Origin of the sequence: Novosphingobium pentaromativorans US6-1, assembly GCF_000767465.1 — a bacterium.
GTDB classification, from domain to species: domain Bacteria; phylum Pseudomonadota; class Alphaproteobacteria; order Sphingomonadales; family Sphingomonadaceae; genus Novosphingobium; species Novosphingobium pentaromativorans.
The window spans coordinates 1,269,338-1,286,548 of record NZ_CP009291.1 but is presented as its reverse complement, the minus strand read 5'-3'; the positions used below and the strand labels follow the sequence as shown (position 1 = coordinate 1,286,548).

16 protein-coding genes and 1 tRNA gene are annotated in these 17,211 nt (G+C 64.0%); 10 read left to right on the top strand and 7 right to left on the bottom strand.

Going from position 1 to position 17,211, the window contains the following annotated elements; all coding sequences use genetic code 11:
* The first annotated feature begins 200 nt into the window (after window positions 1-200).
* The 3 genes from JI59_RS05995 to JI59_RS05985 all read left to right on the top strand — a co-directional run bounded on the left by JI59_RS05995 (window position 201) and on the right by JI59_RS05985 (window position 6,090).
* Complete coding sequence (locus tag JI59_RS05995) at window positions 201-824, top strand: response regulator transcription factor (protein WP_007013690.1); 624 nt, start codon at window positions 201-203, stop codon at window positions 822-824.
* 461 nt (window positions 825-1,285) lie between these two features.
* Window positions 1,286-3,022, top strand: coding sequence for a sensor histidine kinase (locus tag JI59_RS05990; protein ID WP_007013692.1), 1,737 nt, complete (start codon window positions 1,286-1,288; stop codon window positions 3,020-3,022).
* Between the two features lie 302 nt (window positions 3,023-3,324).
* Entirely contained in the window at window positions 3,325-6,090 is a 2,766-nt protein-coding gene (locus JI59_RS05985; protein ID WP_007013694.1) for a bifunctional aconitate hydratase 2/2-methylisocitrate dehydratase, read from the top strand.
* Window positions 6,091-6,465: 375 nt separating this feature from the next.
* On the opposite strand, the gene JI59_RS05980 is transcribed toward JI59_RS05985, so the two are convergent.
* Window positions 6,466-6,556 (bottom strand) — tRNA-Ser (locus JI59_RS05980).
* Between the two features lie 247 nt (window positions 6,557-6,803).
* Here JI59_RS05980 and JI59_RS05975 point away from each other — a divergent pair.
* The 3 genes from JI59_RS05975 (at window position 6,804) to JI59_RS05965 (ending at window position 9,623) form a co-directional block, all read left to right on the top strand.
* Window positions 6,804-7,646 (top strand): DUF1134 domain-containing protein, encoded by an 843-nt coding sequence (locus JI59_RS05975; protein WP_007013695.1) that lies wholly within the window; start codon window positions 6,804-6,806, stop codon window positions 7,644-7,646.
* Between the two features lie 241 nt (window positions 7,647-7,887).
* Window positions 7,888-9,066 carry an amino acid aminotransferase gene (locus tag JI59_RS05970; protein ID WP_038577113.1) on the top strand — a complete coding sequence of 393 codons (1,179 nt, stop codon included), beginning with the start codon at window positions 7,888-7,890 and terminating at the stop codon, window positions 9,064-9,066.
* A gap of 2 nt (window positions 9,067-9,068) precedes the next feature.
* On the top strand, window positions 9,069-9,623 hold the full coding sequence (locus JI59_RS05965) for a GNAT family N-acetyltransferase (protein WP_007013697.1): 555 nt from the start codon (window positions 9,069-9,071) through the stop codon (window positions 9,621-9,623).
* A 3-nt stretch (window positions 9,624-9,626) separates the two neighbouring features.
* Here JI59_RS05965 and JI59_RS05960 read toward each other — a convergent pair whose 3' ends face one another.
* Genes JI59_RS05960 through JI59_RS05935 form a run of 6 tightly spaced genes read right to left on the bottom strand, consistent with a single transcriptional unit; the run spans window position 9,627 to window position 13,548 of the window.
* Entirely contained in the window at window positions 9,627-10,244 is a 618-nt protein-coding gene (locus JI59_RS05960) for a riboflavin synthase (RefSeq protein ID WP_007013698.1), read from the bottom strand.
* Entirely contained in the window at window positions 10,229-11,215 is a 987-nt protein-coding gene (ribD, locus tag JI59_RS05955) for a bifunctional diaminohydroxyphosphoribosylaminopyrimidine deaminase/5-amino-6-(5-phosphoribosylamino)uracil reductase RibD (RefSeq protein WP_007013700.1), read from the bottom strand. Before ribD ends, JI59_RS05960 begins: the two co-directional genes overlap by 16 nt.
* The gene (locus JI59_RS05950; RefSeq protein ID WP_038575636.1) at window positions 11,212-11,706 is read right to left on the bottom strand and encodes a hypothetical protein; all 495 of its coding nucleotides are present in this window, start codon (window positions 11,704-11,706) and stop codon (window positions 11,212-11,214) included. Before JI59_RS05950 ends, ribD begins: the two co-directional genes overlap by 4 nt.
* A 33-nt stretch (window positions 11,707-11,739) precedes the next feature.
* A complete protein-coding gene (locus JI59_RS05945) occupies window positions 11,740-12,465 on the bottom strand; it encodes a M48 family metallopeptidase (protein WP_007013701.1) in 726 nt (241 codons plus the stop codon).
* A gap of 4 nt (window positions 12,466-12,469) precedes the next feature.
* Entirely contained in the window at window positions 12,470-12,958 is a 489-nt protein-coding gene (locus JI59_RS05940; RefSeq protein ID WP_007013702.1) for a YcgN family cysteine cluster protein, read from the bottom strand.
* The gene (locus JI59_RS05935; protein WP_013832515.1) at window positions 12,946-13,548 is read right to left on the bottom strand and encodes an SCO family protein; all 603 of its coding nucleotides are present in this window, start codon (window positions 13,546-13,548) and stop codon (window positions 12,946-12,948) included. Before JI59_RS05935 ends, JI59_RS05940 begins: the two co-directional genes overlap by 13 nt.
* A gap of 156 nt (window positions 13,549-13,704) precedes the next feature.
* Between JI59_RS05935 and JI59_RS05930 the strand changes: the two genes are divergently transcribed.
* The 4 genes from JI59_RS05930 to feoB all read left to right on the top strand — a co-directional run bounded on the left by JI59_RS05930 (window position 13,705) and on the right by feoB (window position 17,160).
* A complete protein-coding gene (locus JI59_RS05930; protein ID WP_007013704.1) occupies window positions 13,705-14,304 on the top strand; it encodes an ankyrin repeat domain-containing protein in 600 nt (199 codons plus the stop codon).
* 19 nt (window positions 14,305-14,323) lie between these two features.
* Entirely contained in the window at window positions 14,324-14,977 is a 654-nt protein-coding gene (locus JI59_RS05925; RefSeq protein ID WP_013832517.1) for a COQ9 family protein, read from the top strand.
* Between the two features lie 105 nt (window positions 14,978-15,082).
* Entirely contained in the window at window positions 15,083-15,322 is a 240-nt protein-coding gene (locus tag JI59_RS05920) for a FeoA family protein (RefSeq protein ID WP_013832518.1), read from the top strand.
* Window positions 15,319-17,160, top strand: a complete 1,842-nt coding sequence (feoB, locus tag JI59_RS05915; RefSeq protein ID WP_007013707.1) for a ferrous iron transporter B — start codon at window positions 15,319-15,321, stop codon at window positions 17,158-17,160. Before JI59_RS05920 ends, feoB begins: the two co-directional genes overlap by 4 nt.
* Window positions 17,161-17,211 lie beyond the last annotated feature (51 nt).

Below are 17,211 nucleotides of genomic sequence, written 5' to 3'. Positions count from 1 at the left end.
TCATACTATCTGGTTAAGGCTGCGGTGCGGGGCAGGGAGCGCTAAATCGATTGCGAAAAGTGCCTGGCGGCAGGGTGCTATTTTATTGACCTTGTTGGCATGGCCTTGCAAAATCGACGAATAGGTAATGATCGGGCGTTACCTTCGGGTTGGGGGCCTCAAGCTGCCGAAAGGCAGCAGTCGGGTGGGGAACATAAGCTGTGTCGCGAATTCTAGTTGCCGACGATCATCCCTTTTTTCGACTGGGCGTCGAGGCCGTACTCCGAATGGGGGGGCACGATGTCGTCGCGATGACGGGCGACGGGGATGAAACGCTCGCCGCGATCGAGCGCGAGAACCCGGACATCGTCCTGCTCGACGTGCGCATGCCTTGCCGAGATGGCGTATCTACGCTTGCCGAGCTGCGCAGGCGAGGCGATACGCGGCCTGTCATCATCCTGACCGTGGAAATGAACGACGAACAGCTGCTTTCGGTGATCCGTTCGCAGGTAAACGGGATCGTCTTCAAGCACGATGCCGAGCACTGCCTGCTCAAGGCCATCGATTCAGTGATGAACGGCATGCGCTACCTGGATGGCGATCTGATCGACAAGGCGATAGCCCACGCCAGTTCCGCAAGTCCTTCCTCCCGCCTGGCGGGCCTTACTCCCAAGGAGCTGGATGTTGCCCAGCATGTCGCTCGCGGACTTCGCAACCGCGAGGTTGCGGCGCGCCTTGGTACGACTGAGGGGACGGTGAAGGTCTACCTCCACAACATCTATACCAAGCTGGGAATTTCGAATCGGACCGAGCTGGCAAACAGCCTGAAAGACGCCGGCGAATAGCCCTTGCGATGCTGGGGCGACCCTGCTGGCGCCGCGTTGGCGCCGTTGGGCAGGCCAGCGACAGGTTCTCCGGCCGCAGGCTGGGATGCGGCAGGATCGGCCCTTAAGTACTGCGTCAGCTACCTCGGTTAAGAAACTTGACTAACTAACGATAGATACTTAATTTCGGTCAATCGAGGCAAAGAAGTAACAGATCCCTGCAGGTGCAGGTAATTGTGGTCTCTGCTTCTTGTCCGGGGAGTGTATTTCAGGTTGCGAAAGTTGAGCCTCCGGGGCGCATACGCCCCTCAGCCACTGCTCCAGACGCAGGCTCACATAAGGGAAGATAGCGTTCGGATGGCTTTCGCGGTCCCAGGCCCATTGCTGCAAGTTCCAGTGCAGCGGTTCGTGATGCGGCATGCCCCGGGTGGCGCCTCGAGCCTCGACTGCATGAGGTGCTTGTCCCATCGAAAGGTGGCGGAATGAACGGCGTGGTCCATGACTTCGACAAGGCGCAAGAGGAGCCGTTCAAGCCCGAGGCGGAGTTGCCATCTGGAGCCGGTTCGCAATTGCTGCGTTTCCTGTCGGAATTGACCTGCGGTGCGCATTCCAACCACATCGTTGCAGTGAGCCGTGGGCTCTGCGCCTTCGTGCTGGTGCTGTTTGCCTTCACCAAGGCGACCGGGTTCGGCTTGCAAGGCGGTTACGTCGACTTGTTTGCGCTGACCTACGCCGTCTTTGCTTTTTTCGCGCTGATCATTGCCTTCAACGACTGGTATCTCGATTTCATCATGTCCGAGGCGTTCATCGGCCTCGACGTGCTGGCCTTCCTGGCGCTGACCGTTCCGCCGATGGATGATGGCTTGACCTGGGTCTTGCTCTCGCTTTGTCTTATCGCGCACATCCTGTTCAGCAGCGTTCTGCGCTGGCGGCTTGGTCTGGTCCTGGCCATCGCCGCTTTCCTGAATGCCGTTTGGATTGGCGATATCCTGATTGTCGAAGTCCCCCGCGGCACGGTGGCGTGGGCGAGCCTGGCGCGTTGGGGCCTGTTTGTCCCGCTCGGGTCGCTGGTGATCGTCTGGGTGAGCAGCCAGATGATCAAGTCGAACCTGCCCCGTTTCGCAGGCGAGACTCCGGGGCCGGGCTATCCGATTACTGCGTCGGCGATGAGTTACGCGATGGGTGCCGCCGATGCGGCGGATGCGGTGCTGTGCTGGATCGATCGCGAGAATCTCGGATGCTTCTCTTGTACACCCTCTGCGCTTGAGCAGCGGCTTGCACCCAGAAAGTTGAGCTTTGGCGCCGCGGATCGTCTGCGGCAGTTGGAGCCGATGCTGTTCGATCTTGCGCGCAATCGTGCGATCGTATCGGCACGAGGCCAGCTGAGCGCCTGCAAGGCCTCGGCGCTGCCGGGATTTCAGCTGCTGAAGGAACTCGGCGTGGAGCGGGGGCTGTGCATTCCGGCAAACGGGGAAGACGGCGCCACTTGCCTTATCCTCACCGGCATTCCGATGCTGGGTTGGGGGCACCTCTATCTCGCCCACGCCATTGCTTCCGAAGTGGCGCAGGGCGTGGCCTGGCAGGTGAGCGCGGTCAATGCACTCGACCGGGCGCTCAGCAGGCTGCGCAAATCGGTTGCCTGCGACCTTCACGATAGTGTTGCGCAGTCGCTTGTCGGCGCAAAGTTCCTGCTTGTCGCCTTGCGTTCTAAGGCTGGCGCCGACCCCGAGATCGTCGGGGAAATCGACGCGATCAAGGACGCCCTGGCGGCCGAGCACATACACGTGCGCCGCCTGATCGAGCAGTTGCGCGAGACGAATTCCGATGCCCGGGTGCGCAACCTGATCGACGATCTCGAAGGGACTGCGGACGCACTGGCCTTGCGCTGGCAGATCACTGTCGACATCATCGAATCCGACTACCGGGTGCCGGTTCCGGTCTGGCTGTCGCTGGAAATCCAGCAGATCGTGCGCGAAGCTGTTGCCAATAGCGTGCGCCACGGAGAAGCGTCGCTGGTGACCATCAAGTGCCGAATGCGTGCGGTGGGCATCGAAATCGAGGTGACGGATAACGGCCACGGGTTCGGCGAGAGCAACGAGCCGATCTTTCCTCGCTCGATCCGCGAACGCCTAAGTGAACGCGGCGGCACGATTGAGATCGTATCGCACCCGGGCTCCACTTCGCTGCGCATGCGCGTCCCGGTGGATGATCTGGACTGACGGTGCCGGGCCGGGCGCAGTCCGGATCCATTCGAAAACCGCAATCGGATCACTCGCCGGTCGCGCAGATCGTCAGTATCGGCGCGAGCTGTGTGCTCGATCCCGGATCCGGCAAATCATGGGCCTGATCTATCCTGCGGATCTTTCACGGATCCTTGTCCGCAGGGGGTTTTGCCGGAATGTGATGCCTTGCCAGTTGATTTCGGTTGGCGTAGCGGGATCCGCGCATGCCTTCGGGCAACCGAATAAGGCCGTCACGCGGCACTTTTTTGGCTCCATTCACTCAAGATCTTGGGATTACGATGAGCATCTACTCGGATTATCTGACCGAAATCGACAGCAGAGCCACGCAAGGCCTCGCGCCCAAGCCGATCGATGATGGCAAGCTCATCGAGGAGATTATCGTCCTGATCAAGGATGCCGGCAGCGAGCACCGCGCCGATGCTCTCAAGTTCTTCATCTATAACACCCTGCCCGGCACCACGAGCGCCGCGGCCGTCAAGGCGGCGTTTCTGAAGCAGATCGTACTGGGCGAAGCCATCGTTCCGGAAATCCCGGTCGCCTTCGCGCTCGAACTGCTCTCGCACATGAAGGGCGGCCCCTCGGTCGAGGTGCTGCTCGACATCGCGCTGGGCGACGATGCTGCGGTTGCCGCGCAGGCTGCCGATGTGCTCAAGACCCAGGTCTTCCTCTACGACGCCGACATGGCTCGCCTCGCCGATGCCTACAAGGCCGGTAGCGCCATCGCCAGGGACGTTCTGGAAAGCTACGCCAAGGCCGAGTTCTTCACCAAGCTTCCCGACGTCGAGGACGAGATCAAGGTCGTCACTTTCATCGCCGGCGAAGGCGATATTTCGACCGACCTTCTTTCGCCGGGCAATCAGGCCCACTCGCGTTCCGACCGCGAACTGCACGGCCAGTGCATGATCTCGCCCGAGGCGCAAGCGCAGATCGTTGCGCTCAAGGAGCAGCACCCCGACGCACGCGTGATGATGATCGCCGAAAAGGGCACGATGGGCGTGGGCTCCTCGCGCATGTCGGGCGTGAACAACGTGGCGCTGTGGACCGGCAAGCAGTCCAGCCCCTACGTTCCTTTCGTGAACTACGCACCGGTCGTCGCGGGCACCAACGGCATCTCGCCGATCTTCGCGACCACCGTCGACGTGACCGGCGGCATCGGCCTCAACCTGAAGAACTGGGTCAAGAAGGTCGATGAAGACGGCAAGGTAATCCTCAACAACGACGGCAACCCCGTCCTGGAACAGAAGTTCTCGGTCGAGACCGGCACGATCCTCAAGATCGACGTCAAGGACAAGGTCCTGCGCGACGAAGATGGCAACGAGTTGGTCGACGTCGCCAGTTCGTTCACGCCGCAGAAGATGGAATTCATGAAGGCGGGCAGCTCCTATGCCATTGTCTTCGGCAAGAAGCTCCAGACTTTCGCGGCCGAGACGCTGGGCGTCGAGGCGACCCCGGTCTTCGCGCCGAACAAGGAAATCTCCGTCGAGGGTCAGGGCCTGACCGCGGTCGAGAAGATCTTCAACCGCAATGCCGTGGGCGTGACGCCGGGCAAGGTGCTGCACGCCGGTTCCGACGTGCGCGTGCGCGTGAACATCGTCGGTTCGCAGGATACCACCGGCCTGATGACCGCGCAGGAACTGGAAGCCATGGCGGCCACCGTCATTTCGCCGATTGTTGATGGCGCCTACCAGTCGGGCTGCCACACCGCATCGGTGTGGGACAAGAAGGCGCAGGCGAACATCCCGAAGCTCATGTCCTTCATGAACAACTTCGGCTTGATCACCGCGCGTGACCCCAAGGGCGTCTATCACGCGATGACCGACGTCATCCACAAGGTGCTGAACGACATCACCGTGGACGACTGGGCGATCATCATCGGCGGCGACAGCCACACCCGCATGTCCAAGGGCGTTGCCTTCGGTGCGGACTCGGGCACCGTCGCCCTGGCGCTGGCCACGGGCGAGGCGACCATGCCGATCCCGCAGTCGGTCAAGGTGACTTTCAAGGGCAAGATGCAGCCCTACATGGACTTCCGCGACGTGGTGCACGCAACCCAGGCGCAGATGCTGGCGCAGTTCGGAGGCGAGAACGTCTTCCAGGGCCGCGTCATCGAAGTCCATATCGGCACGCTGCTGGCCGACCAGGCCTTCACTTTCACCGACTGGACGGCCGAAATGAAGGCCAAGGCCTCGATCTGCATCTCGCAGGACGAGACCCTGATCGAGTCGCTGGAAATCGCCAAGTCGCGCATCCAGATCATGATCGACAAGGGCATGGACAACGCCGCCCGGACCCTGCAGGGCCTGATCGACAAGGCTGACGCCCGCATCGCGGAAATCCGTTCGGGCGAGAAGCCGGCTCTGGGACCAGACTCCAACGCGAAGTACTTCGCCGAAGTCGTCGTCGATCTCGACCTGATCGACGAACCGATGATCGCCGACCCGGACGTGAACAACCCGGACGTGTCCAAGCGCTACACCCACGACACCATCCGCCCGGTCTCTTACTACGGCGGCACCAAGAAGGTGGACCTGGGCTTCATCGGCTCGTGCATGGTGCACAAGGGCGACATGAAGATCCTGGCGCAGATGCTCAAGAACATCGAAGCTGCGCAAGGCAAGGTCGAGTTCAAGGCGCCGCTGGTCGTCGCTCCGCCGACCTATAACATCGTCGACGAGCTGAAGGCCGAAGGCGACTGGGACGTGCTCAAGAAGTACGCCGGTTTCGAGTTCGACGACGTCGCGCCCAAGCAGGCTGCCCGCACCGAATACGAGAACACCCTGTATCTTGAGCGTCCGGGCTGCAACCTGTGCATGGGCAACCAGGAAAAGGCTGCCAAGGGCGACACCGTCCTCGCGACCTCGACCCGCCTGTTCCAGGGCCGCGTCGTGGAAGACGCTGCCGAGAAGAAGGGTGAATCGCTGCTGGCCTCGACCCCGCTCGTGGTGCTCTCCACGATTCTTGGCCGCACGCCGAACATGGACGAGTACAAGAGCGCGGTGCAGGGCATCGACCTGACCAAGTTCGCTCCGCCGCAGGCTGCCTGATAGACGCGCGCCCGGTGCCTTCAGAGGGGCCGGGCTGGCGTTGCCATGGCATAATCGCCGGATATTTGGGGCGGCGCAGGCTTTACGTCTGCGCCGCCTTTGCTTGTGTGCCGAAGCCCTGACGTCAGACTGTGGAGCCATCCTGCATCTTCATGGCGCAGGAGTGCCAGGAATTCAGGATGTAATGGACAACGGTGGGTTGCTTCGGCCGATCCACGCGTGTTCGCACCGCGAGCGGTGACCGGCCCCTGATCTTGCTGTCGAAGCCCGAGCGCGGTCACTCAGGTCCATGAGCGGGGAAGTGTTGTCGTAATGTTGGACTGAATTGCCGAATTTCCAATATCATACTGATTTTACACAGTAATCTATGGAAGGTGGCGGAGACGGAGGGATTCGAACCCTCGGTACCCTGATAGAGTACGGTTCCTTAGCAGGGAACTGGTTTCAGCCACTCACCCACGTCTCCGGATGCGGCGCAGGCGGGCCCTATAGCTGGGGGGATGAGGGGCATCAAGGGGGGATGAGCGCCGAAGGTGAAATTAGTTTGCGGGGGCTGATTCGAGGGCTTGTCGATTCGGTCTGCCGCAAAACCGACTCGGTCCATCGCCCGTTCATTGCAGGCGCCCCAACAGTGGATTCTTGTTCGATGTCGCAATGTTGCCGCGCTTCGGCGCTAGTTCTACCGCCGTACCGCGAGGGAGGATCGGAAAGTCATGTCAGTCTGCAAGCCAATCACCGAAAAGAGCCGGACAAGGGCTCCTAAGCGGGCTGGCGCGCGTGCATCACGATCGCTGATCACGCTCGCAGCGGCCTTTCTCGCCATCGTCTCGCCGCTCGCGCCTGCCATGGCGCAAGTGACGACCGTCGACCCCGACGCGGCGATCGACGGGGACCTCTCGGGTGGAGACACGTCATTTTCGCAGACGCCTGCAGGTGAGCTGCCTGCCGAGGACAGTTCTGCAGCTGCGGCGGGCAATGGCACCCCGATGGAGCCGAGCAGCAGTGTTTCTGACTGGAATGCCGACCAGATGGCAGCGCCGGCTGCTCCAGCGACCACTGCGGCGGACAATTCCACCACTTATCACGAGGACGACCTGATCGGGGCGGCAGAGGGCGTGTTCGGCAAGGGCGCCAAGGGCCTTGCCGATGTCATCAAGGACCTGCTGGCCAAGCAGGGAGAGCCCAATGGCTACATCGTCGGGCGTGAAGCCGGAGGCGCCATCGCAATCGGCCTACGCTACGGTTCGGGCACTCTCTATCACAAGGTGGAAGGCGAAAAGCCCGTTTACTGGACCGGGCCTTCGATCGGCTTCGATGCCGGAGCCAATGCGGGTAACGCCTTCGTCCTGGTTTACAACCTCTACGATACCGAAGACCTCTATCACCGCTTCGGTGCGGGCGAGGGTCAGGCCTACCTGATCGGCGGCTTCACCGTCAGCTACCTGCGCCGCGGCGATGTCGTCCTGATCCCGGTTCGGGCCGGCGCCGGCCTGCGCCTTGGCGCCAACGTCGGTTACATGAAGTTCTCGCACAAGCAGCGCTGGCTGCCTTTCTGACCGGGCCGGGTCAGCAAGTTATCACTGGATCGGTCCGCTCCCCATCCGAGCCCCTTCAAGACTGAAAGGCAGGGCGCCCGCGAAGGGGCTGGAATGGGGAGTGGGCTGGAGCCGGTGCGGCAGAAGGTAACACTTTTGCCGCACCGGCTTTCTTTTTTGTATCGTTGTTGCGTTGCTGGCGCGGCTTCGCACAGATCGCCTGTTGCTTCCGCTCCCGGGCGAGAGTAAGGCCGCGCCCGCCATGCTAAACAATCTTCAGCAACAGCCCGCCGACGCGCTTCTTGCGCTGATCAAGCTCCACAATTCGGACCCGCGCGCCGACAAGATCGACCTCGGTGTCGGTGTTTACCGGACCGGTGACGGGGAAACCCCGGTTTTCGGTGCGATCAAGGCGGCAGAGAAGAAACTCGTCGAGACGCAGGACTCCAAGGCCTACCTCGGCCCCGAGGGCGACATGGGCTTCGTCGAAGCGCTGATGCCCTATGTCTTCGGCCAGGCGAACCCGACCCAGGACGGCCGCATCGAAGGCATGCAGACCCCGGGCGGTACCGGTTCGCTGCGCCTTGCCATCGCGATGGCCAAGCGCGCCGGCGTGACCCGCCTGATCGTCGGCAAGCCCAGCTGGCCCAACCACAACCAGATCTGCGCCGATCTCGGCCTTGAAGTCTTCGAATTCGGCCATGCCAATGCCGATGGCAAGACCGACATGGACGCGGTGCGCGGTGCAATCGCGCAGGCCCAGCCGGGCGACGCGATCCTGCTGCATGGCTGCTGCCACAACCCGACCGGCATCGACTACTCGAACGCCGAGTGGGACGAGATCGCCGGCCTCATCGCCGACAAGGGCATCCTGCCGATCATCGACCTTGCCTACCAGGGTCTTGGCAACGGCATGGAAGAAGACGCCTACGGCCTGCGCCGCGTCATCGCATCGGTGCCCGAGGCGATCGTGTGCTATTCGTGCGACAAGAACTTCGGCCTCTATCGTGACCGCGTCGGCGCACTCTATGTGCTGGCGGCCGAGAAGGACGGTCTTCCCAAGATCATGTCGAACGCCCACGCCCTGGCCCGCGCCAACTGGTCGCAGCCGCCGGATCACGGCGGCGCCGCGGTTCGCCTGATCCTCGAGGACGAGGCCCTGACCAAACAGTGGCTCGCCGAGCTTGACGACATGCGCGATCGCATGCGCCTGATGCGAGAGAAGCTCGCCGCGGCCGGCAAGACCGGCGGTGTCGACCTCACGCCGATCGGCGGGCAGAACGGCCTGTTCTCGATCATCCCCTTCACCCCTGAACAGGTGCAGGCGATGCGCGACAAGCATGGCGTTTACTTCGCCGGTTCGGGCCGCATCAACGTGGCCGGCCTGACCGAGGGCAATATCGAAAAGTTCATCGCAGCTGTCGCGGACGTGACGGCCTGACAATGGATCGTCAGCCGGTCCTCCATGGGGATCGGCTGACGCTGCGTCCCTTGCGCCCCGGCGACTGGGACGCGCTGTTCGCCGTGGCCTCGGATCGTGAGATCTGGGCCGGGCATCCATCGCATGACCGCTGGCAGGAACCCGTGTTCCGGGCCTACTTCGACGAAGCCCTTGCCGGCGGCGGCGCCCTTGCGATCGTCGACAGGCTGGCGCCGGACGGCGAGACAATCATCGGATCGACCCGTTTCGGCGAGGCCGAGGCAGAAGCGCCGGGCGAGATCGAGATCGGCTGGTCGTTCCTTGCCCGCGCCTATTGGGGGCTGGGCTACAATGCCGAGTTCAAGGCACTGATGCTCGCCCACGCCCTCGCGCATTATGATCGCGCCATCTTCCAGGTTGGTGCCGACAACGCGATCTCGCGCAAGGCTATGGCCAACATCGGCGGCAGGCTCGTGCCCGGCCGCAGCCGTTCCTTCGAACGCTGCGGTGTCATGGTCGATCACGTGATCTTTGAAATCACGCGCGAGAGTTTTGCACTCGGGCCGCTCTCGGCCTGAGACCTAGCCCCGCAGGCTCTGCATCCGCTTGAGGTAGCGGGCGAGCACGTCGATCTCCAGATTCACGCTATCCCCCGCCTTGGCAGCACCGATGGTGGTGACCTGCGCGGTATGCGGGATGATGTTGAGAGCGAAGTGGCAGGTGCCGCCGGGCTGGTCGGTCACGTCGTTTACCGTCAGCGAAATGCCGTCGACGGTGATCGAGCCCTTGGGCGCGATGAAGGGGGCAAGGTCGGCGGAGGCCTCGATCACGAAACGGCGCGAATCGCCTTCCGGTGTCACCGAGACGATCTTGCCGACCCCGTCGACATGGCCGGTGACGATGTGGCCGCCCAGTTCGTCGCCCAGCTTGAGTGCGGGCTCGAGGTTGAGGCTGGTGCCCTGTTCCCAGCGCCCGGGCACGGTGCGCGCCACGGATTCCGCCGAAATGTCGACCGCGAACCAGGCATCGCCGGCCACGCCGCCCTTGTCGACGACAGTCAGACACACGCCCGAACAGGCGATGGAAGCGCCCATCGCTATCCCGGCGGGATCGAAGGGGCAGGTGATGACGGCGCGAAGGTCCCCGGTCTTGCGGGTTTCGCGGATCTGGCCGACGGCGGTGACTATTCCTGTGAACATGGGATGCGGCTGTAGACTTCGAGTGTGTCGCTGCCAAGCTGCCGTCGTTCGGTAATCCGCCACTGGCCATGCGCCGAGGCGAGCGATGCGAGGCCGAAATCCCGGACGGCGGGCTGCCCGCCCACCAGGATCGGCGCGCGGTAGATCAGTAGCCGGTCGACCAGTCCCGCGCGCAGGAAGGACGAAGCGGCACCAGCGCCGCCTTCGACGAAGAGGTATTGCACGCCGTCCATGCCTGCGATCGCTTCGGGCGAGGGCAGGGCGTACCAGCCTGCGGGAGCCTTGCCGCCGGTCAGTACCCAACGCTCGGGGCTGCGCAGTTCGAGGCCGGGCAGGCGCACGTCGAGACGCGGGGCATCGGCGCGCAGGGTGCCGCCGCCGACGAGGATCGCATCGGCCCTGGCGCGCATCGCATGGGTATGCGCACGCGCCTGCGCACCCGTGATCCACTGGCTTTCGCCCGACTGGAGCGCAATGCAGCCGTCGAGCGACATGGCGAGCTTGAGCGTCACTTCAGGCCGCCCCAGCCGCTTCGATACCAGATAGCCGGAGAGGCTTTCCTCGCAGGCGGGGGAGGGCAGGTGATCGGCCGCGATCCCGGCAGCGCGGATACGCTCCAGCCCTAAGCCTGCGGTGCGCGGATCGGGGTCCATGCAGCCGATCACGACGCGGGAAAGTCCCGATGCACTGACGAGATCGGCGCAGGCAGGGCCGCGCGGCGATTCGTGGGCGCAGGGTTCAAGAGTTACGTAGAGCGTGCCGCCGCGGGCCGCCTTACCGGCGGCATCGAGCGCGACGGCTTCGGCATGAGGGCGCCCCGTCGCGCGGGTCCAGCCGCGGGCGACGACCTTGCCCTGCTTGACGATGATCGCGCCGACGCCGGGATTGGGCCGGCTGATCGGCCGGGCGCGAGTGGCCAGACTGGCGGCTGCGGCCAGCCAGCGCGCGTCCTCGCGGCTATCGGCCGTCACCGGGTGGCTTCGTCCTGCTGGGCGTCGATCTGGTCGACCGATGTCACGCCCTCGGGCAGCTTGCCCTGTTTCTTCTGCTGCGCGGCTTGCTGAGCGGCCTGCTCGGCCTCGGCTTCGCGGGCGATCTTCTCTACATCCATGCCGGACATGCGGCCGATCGTCTTGTAGATGTTGCGCACTTCCTCGTCGCGCCTGGCCAGTTCGCGGGCGACCGCTTCCTTGCGCTTCTGGTTCGCGATGTTGGACGCGATGATCTCGGCCTCGGTGCGATGGCCGGAGAACGTCGAGATATAGGTGATCTTGGGCGGCGGCTGCGGGCCTTTCGCCTCCTGCTGGTACATCGTGAAGAACACGCCGAAAGTGCAGGCGGCCGAAAGCGCGGCAATGCGCCAGCGGTTGCTGCCGGCCTGTTTCCAGACTGCCTTGAAATCGGCGACCATCCCCGTGGGGCTGACGTCCTTCCAGTATCCTGAGCGTTTGAACAACGACATGGGGCCCTACTTAGGCGCTTCGGGCAGCAAACGCTAGCCGAAGGGGAGGTAAAGCTCTCGCCCGTGGGCCTTGAGCCAGGCATTCGCGGCCCGAATATCGCCTTCGAACAGCGCATCGAGGCAGGCATGGAATGCGGGCGAATGGTCGAAATGGATGAGGTGGGCCACTTCGTGGGCGACGACCGAGCGGCGCACGAAGTCCGGGGCCATGATCAGGCGCCAGTTTATGCGGATGGAGCCGTCGGGGGCGCAGCTGCCCCAGCGCCGTTTCGCGCTGGAAAGCGCCAGCTTGGGCGCATCGACTTGCGCACGCGTGCAGTACTCTAGCAGGTCGTCGGCCATGAGCGCACGCGCTTCGCCCTCCAGCCAACGCCTGAGGCGGGACTGCAGCGAGGATTCGGGACCGCCGAGGGAAACCGCGCCTGCGCCATGGACGGCGCGGCGCGGGGCCAGCGGATCGTGACGGATGACCAGGATCTCACCGCGAAAGCGGATCTGCGCGCCATGGGCCAGGGGCTCGGCGACAGGCAGGGAGGCGAGCTGGCGGGCCAGCCAGTCCCGCCGCGATCCGGCGAAGGCGATAGCCTCTGCAGTGCGCGTCCAGGTCGGGATCGTGATGCGCACTTCGCTGCCATCGGGGGCCAACCGCATGGTGAGGCGGCGCGCCCGGTCATGGCGGCGAATGACTATCGGAACGTCCTTGCCGTCAAGGTCGATGACGGGCTCTTCGCGGGGATTGCGGCGCAGCCAGTCGAGCACGGCCTCAGCCTTCCTCCTCTTCGCAGGCATCCTCGTCGAACTCGTCTTCGCCGTAGGGCCAGACGATGTGATGCTCCAGCGGCCCGGCGACGGTCTCGCTGATCACCTTGCCGACGATCGACATTCCCGCCTCGAGCACGGCATTGCGATCCCCGCTGACGAGGTAGTGCCATTCGGGCAGGGGCTGGCCTTCCGAGCGCAGGCGATAGGCGCAGCTCGGCGGCAACCAGTCGAGGCTGCCTGCGGTCTTCAGGCTCAGGCTCAGGCAATCGGGCACGAAGCTGCGGCGATTGGCATAGTCGCTGCAGCGCGCGGTCTTGAGGTCGAGCAGCTTGCACGCGACGTTGGTATGGAAGATCTCTCCGGTGTCGGCGTCTTCCACCTTGTGCAGGCAGCATTGCCCGCAACCGTCGCACAGGGCTTCCCACTGCGCGCGGTCGAGCGTTTCGAGCGGACGCTCCCAGAAAGGCGTCGCGCTGCTCACTTCACCCACTTGGCAAGTTCTGCGGCAACGGCGTCCGGGCCCTTGTCTACCGGAAGCATGGCAATGGGCTTGCCGTCCGGGTCCATCAGGTAGGCAATGCGGCTGTGGTCCATCAGGTATCCGCCGGGGGTTTCCTCACCCTTCTTGTAATAGGCGACAAAGGCGTCGGCGGCCACTCTTACCTGATCGGGCGTGCCGGTCAGGCCCAGTAGCCGGGGCCCGAAGGCGGCAGTCCACTGGCCGACCACCTCGGGCGTATCGCGCTCGGGATCGATCGAGATGAAGATCGGCTGCACTTTCGCCGCTTCTGCGGGGTGTGCCTTGTCGAACGCGTTGAAGCCGCGCATCATCGCCTGGACGTCAAGCGGGCAGGCATCCGGGCAGAAGGTATAGCCGAAGTAGACGATGCGCCACTTGCCCTTGAACTGGTCCCAGGTAACGGTCTTGCCGTCCTTGTCCACCAGCGTGAAGGGACCGCCGATCGCGGCGCCTTCCAGCGGTGGTCGCTCGGGCTGGTCCTGCTGCGAGCAGGCGGTGAGGGACAGGCTCGCGGCAAGGCCGAGGGCAAGGGGTGCTATCCAGCGATTCAGGTAGGTCATGGCGCGTCGCTTCATGCTCTGCTAAGCCGCGCCATGCAAGGTGCGATGCCTGGGTCGGGCAGCGGCAAGCGCCGGAAGAATCGACTAAGTCGGAGGAAATACGAAGTGTCCAGGAACAACTTGGGGTACGGTGCGCGGATCTCTCGGGCGATCCTGATGGCAGCCTTGCCGGCGCTCGCCGCGGGTCTTGCGGTATCCTCGCCGGCGATGGCCCAGGCTGGCTTCTCCGAAGGGTACAAGTTTCTCGAAGCGGTGAAGAAGAAGGATGGAGCCAAGGTTGAGGAAGCCCTGCTCGAGCCCTCCTCGCAGATCATCAATTCGCGCGACGTGACCACCGGCGAGACCGCACTGCACATCGTCACCGCGCGCCGCGACCTGACCTGGCTCAACTACCTCGTCTCGCATGGCGCCAACGTCAATGCCGCGGACGATCACGGCCGCACGCCGCTGGAAATGGCGGTCAATCTGGGCTGGCGCGAAGGCGCGGAATTCCTGCTGGAGCAGAAGGCCTCTCCGGACCCATCGAACGACGCCGGTGAAACGCCGCTGATCTATGCGGTGCATCGCAAGGACCTGCAGCTCGTCAAGGCGCTGCTCCAGGCTGGAGCCGATCCTAACCGTGCCGACAATTCGGGCCGTTCGGCGCGCGATTATGCGGCGCTCGACAGCAAGACCGGCCCGATGACGTCTGTGCTCGACGAGTATGCGGCGAAGAACAAGAAGAAGGCCCAGGCCGTTTACGGCCCGGTGATGTGATCAGGTGGCAGGCAAGGTGATGGAAGAACCGCAGACCCTCGAAGCGCTGCGCCGTCAGCTCGCCCCGGCAATTGCCGATGCCGTCGCGTTCGACGGCTGGAGCGAGGAAGCGGTGGCGCAGGCCGCGGCCATGGCTGGCGTCGACAACGAACTGGCACAGTTCGCCTTCCAGGGCGGGGCGATGGCGATGATCGCCGCCTGGATCGGTCACGTCGATGAACGCATGGCGGCCACGACGCCGGCCGAATCGCTGGCGAACCTTCCGATTCGTGAGCGTATCCGCCGCCTCGTCATGGCGCGACTCGACGCGGTCGCCGGGCGTGAGGAAGCCCTGACCCGGGCGCTTTCGATCATGGCCATGCCGCAAAACGTCGTGGCCGCGACGAAGCTGGGATGGCATAGCGCGGATGTGATGTGGCGCCTCGCGGGCGATAGCGCGACGGACTACAACCACTATACCAAGCGCGCGATCCTCGGAGCGATCTATGCTGCGACGCTGCAGGTCTATGCCCGCGACAAGAGCGAGAACAAGGCTGAAACCCGCGCTTTTCTGGATCGCCGGATCGACGGCATCATCCGCTTCGAGAAGACCAAGGCGAAAGTCTTTCGTGCTCCTGACGACCGGTTCAGCGTGACCCGGCTGCTGGGCCGCTTGCGCTACCCGGCGCGTTGAATTTTTCTCCGGACGCCCCTCCCGGTTTGATCGCGAACAATGACAAGTGGGGCTGGCTATTGCGAACCAGTTGCAAATAACGAACTAATCTGGCAGCGCAGCCCCATGACTTTAGACTTGCTTCCCGTAGGCCAGGGCGCCCGCATCACGGCGGTCGACTGGAATTGCCTCGTCGACGAGGAGGCGCACCGCCTGCGTGCGCTCGGCATCGATGAGGGAGCCAAGGTTTCCGTTTCCCATCGCGGCGTCTTCGGCGGCCGCGATCCCATCGCGATTTCGGTGGGCCGCATGATCGTGGCCGTGCGCCGCGCCCACGCTGCAGCCATGGAAGTGGAAGTCCTGTGAGCCGGCAACGCAAGGTCGCGCTGGTCGGCAATCCCAATGCGGGCAAGAGCGCGCTGTTCAATGCCCTGACCGGCGCGCGCCAGAAGATCGCGAATTATCCGGGCGTCACTGTCGAGCGCAAGTCGGGCCGTTTCGTTCTGCCGACCGGAGAACCGGTGGAGATGACCGACCTTCCCGGCGCCTACAGCCTCGATGCGACGAGCCCGGACGAGGAAGTTACCTCCAAGGTCGTGCGCGGCCATTTCCCCGGCGAAGCCGTGCCGGACGTGCTGGTGATCGTCCTCGATGCCTCGAACCTGGAACAGCACCTCGTCTTTGCGCAGGAAATCCTCGCGCTGGGCAAGCCTACCGTCATCGCCCTCAATATGGTCGACCTTGCCGAGCGCGACGGCCTCGTCCTCGATGCCACGCTGCTCGAGCAGGAACTGGGCGTGCGCGTCGTTCCGACGGTGGCGGTGCGCCGCCGCGGCCTGTCCGATCTCGCCGAGGCCATCGCTTCGGCCGAAATGGGCCATCCCGGCCCCGGCATCACCGACCTTTCGCTGACCGAGCGGCGCGTTGCCGCCCATGCCATGGCCGAAGGCGCGATTCTCTCCGAGACCCGTCGCCATCGCATGCACGCGCGGCTCGATCGCCTGCTGCTCAATCCGTGGATCGGCCCGTTCGTCCTGTGCGCGCTGCTTTTCGTGGTCTTCCAGGCGGTCTTCGCGTGGGCGACCCCGTTCGCCGACGGGCTGGAGGCGGGCGTGGGCTGGCTCACCGACCTGACCATAAAGTTCATGCCTGCCGGACTGGTGCGCGATCTGGTGACCGACGGCATTCTTGCCGGCGTCGGTTCGGTGGTCGTCTTCCTGCCGCAGATTGTCATCCTCTTTGCGTTCATCCTCGCGATGGAAGCCTCCGGCTACATGGCGCGCGCGGCATTCCTGATGGACCGGCTGATGTCTTCGGTGGGCCTTTCGGGCCGCAGCTTCATTCCGCTGCTCTCGAGCTTCGCCTGCGCCATTCCCGGCATCATGGCGACGCGCTCGATCAGCGATCCCAAGGACCGGCTGACGACGATCCTCATCGCACCGCTGATGACCTGCTCGGCGCGCCTGCCGGTCTACGCGGTGATCATCGCTGCCTTCATTCCCAACCGGTCCGTTGGTTGGGGCGTCGGCCTGCAGGGGCTGGTGCTCTTCGCCCTCTATGTCGCGGGTGTGATCGGCGCGATGGTAGTCGCACTGGTGCTGCGCCGTTCGGTGACCAAGGGCGAGGCCTCGGGCTTCATCATGGAACTGCCCAAGTACCAGCTTCCCCGCCTCAAGGACATGGCGATCGGGCTGTGGCAGCGCGCCTGGATCTTCCTGCGCCGCGCCGGCACGATCATCTTTACCGTCACCGTCGTCTTGTGGCTCATGCTCAATTTTCCGCAGGCTCGCCCGGGTGAGAGCCAGGTCGATGCCTCGGTTGCGGGCAAGGTTGCCAATGGCCTCGCGTTCGTGGTCGAACCGATCGGCTTCAACCGCGACATGGCTCTGGCGCTGATCCCGGCCATGGCCGCGCGCGAAGTGGCAGTCAGCTCGCTGGCTACCACCTATGCGGTCGATGCCACGGACGAGGACCAGCAGGCGATGGAACTGGGCGACCAGCTCAAGTCGCGCTGGACCCTGCCGATGGCACTGGCCTTCCTCGCCTGGTTCGTTTTCGCGCCGCAGTGCATGTCGACGATCGCTGTCACCCGGCGTGAGACGAACGGCTGGAAGTGGCCCGTCTTCATGCTCGCCTACCTGTTCGGCCTGGCCTATATTGCTGCGGGTCTGACATTCTGGGTCGCGAGCGCCATCGGCCTCTAGCGATCCTTCTACCTCGGTTGTGGGAAAGGGGCGCCTGCGGGGTTGGCGTCA

Bases quoted from the DNA above. Each gene is read 5' to 3' on its own strand.
- JI59_RS05970 (WP_038577113.1), top strand. From the start codon at position 7,888: ATGCTAAACAATCTTCAGCAACAGCCCGCCGACGCGCTTCTTGCGCTG.
- JI59_RS05960 (WP_007013698.1), bottom strand. From the start codon at position 10,244: ATGTTCACAGGAATAGTCACCGCCGTCGGCCAGATCCGCGAAACCCGC.
- JI59_RS05920 (WP_013832518.1), top strand. From the start codon at position 15,083: ATGACTTTAGACTTGCTTCCCGTAGGCCAGGGCGCCCGCATCACGGCG.
- JI59_RS05930 (WP_007013704.1), top strand. From the start codon at position 13,705: ATGGCAGCCTTGCCGGCGCTCGCCGCGGGTCTTGCGGTATCCTCGCCG.
- JI59_RS05925 (WP_013832517.1), top strand. From the start codon at position 14,324: ATGGAAGAACCGCAGACCCTCGAAGCGCTGCGCCGTCAGCTCGCCCCG.
- JI59_RS05935 (WP_013832515.1), bottom strand. From the start codon at position 13,548: ATGACCTACCTGAATCGCTGGATAGCACCCCTTGCCCTCGGCCTTGCC.
- JI59_RS05950 (WP_038575636.1), bottom strand. From the start codon at position 11,706: ATGTCGTTGTTCAAACGCTCAGGATACTGGAAGGACGTCAGCCCCACG.
- JI59_RS05975 (WP_007013695.1), top strand. From the start codon at position 6,804: ATGTCAGTCTGCAAGCCAATCACCGAAAAGAGCCGGACAAGGGCTCCT.
- JI59_RS05985 (WP_007013694.1), top strand. From the start codon at position 3,325: ATGAGCATCTACTCGGATTATCTGACCGAAATCGACAGCAGAGCCACG.
- JI59_RS05965 (WP_007013697.1), top strand. From the start codon at position 9,069: ATGGATCGTCAGCCGGTCCTCCATGGGGATCGGCTGACGCTGCGTCCC.
- JI59_RS05990 (WP_007013692.1), top strand. From the start codon at position 1,286: ATGAACGGCGTGGTCCATGACTTCGACAAGGCGCAAGAGGAGCCGTTC.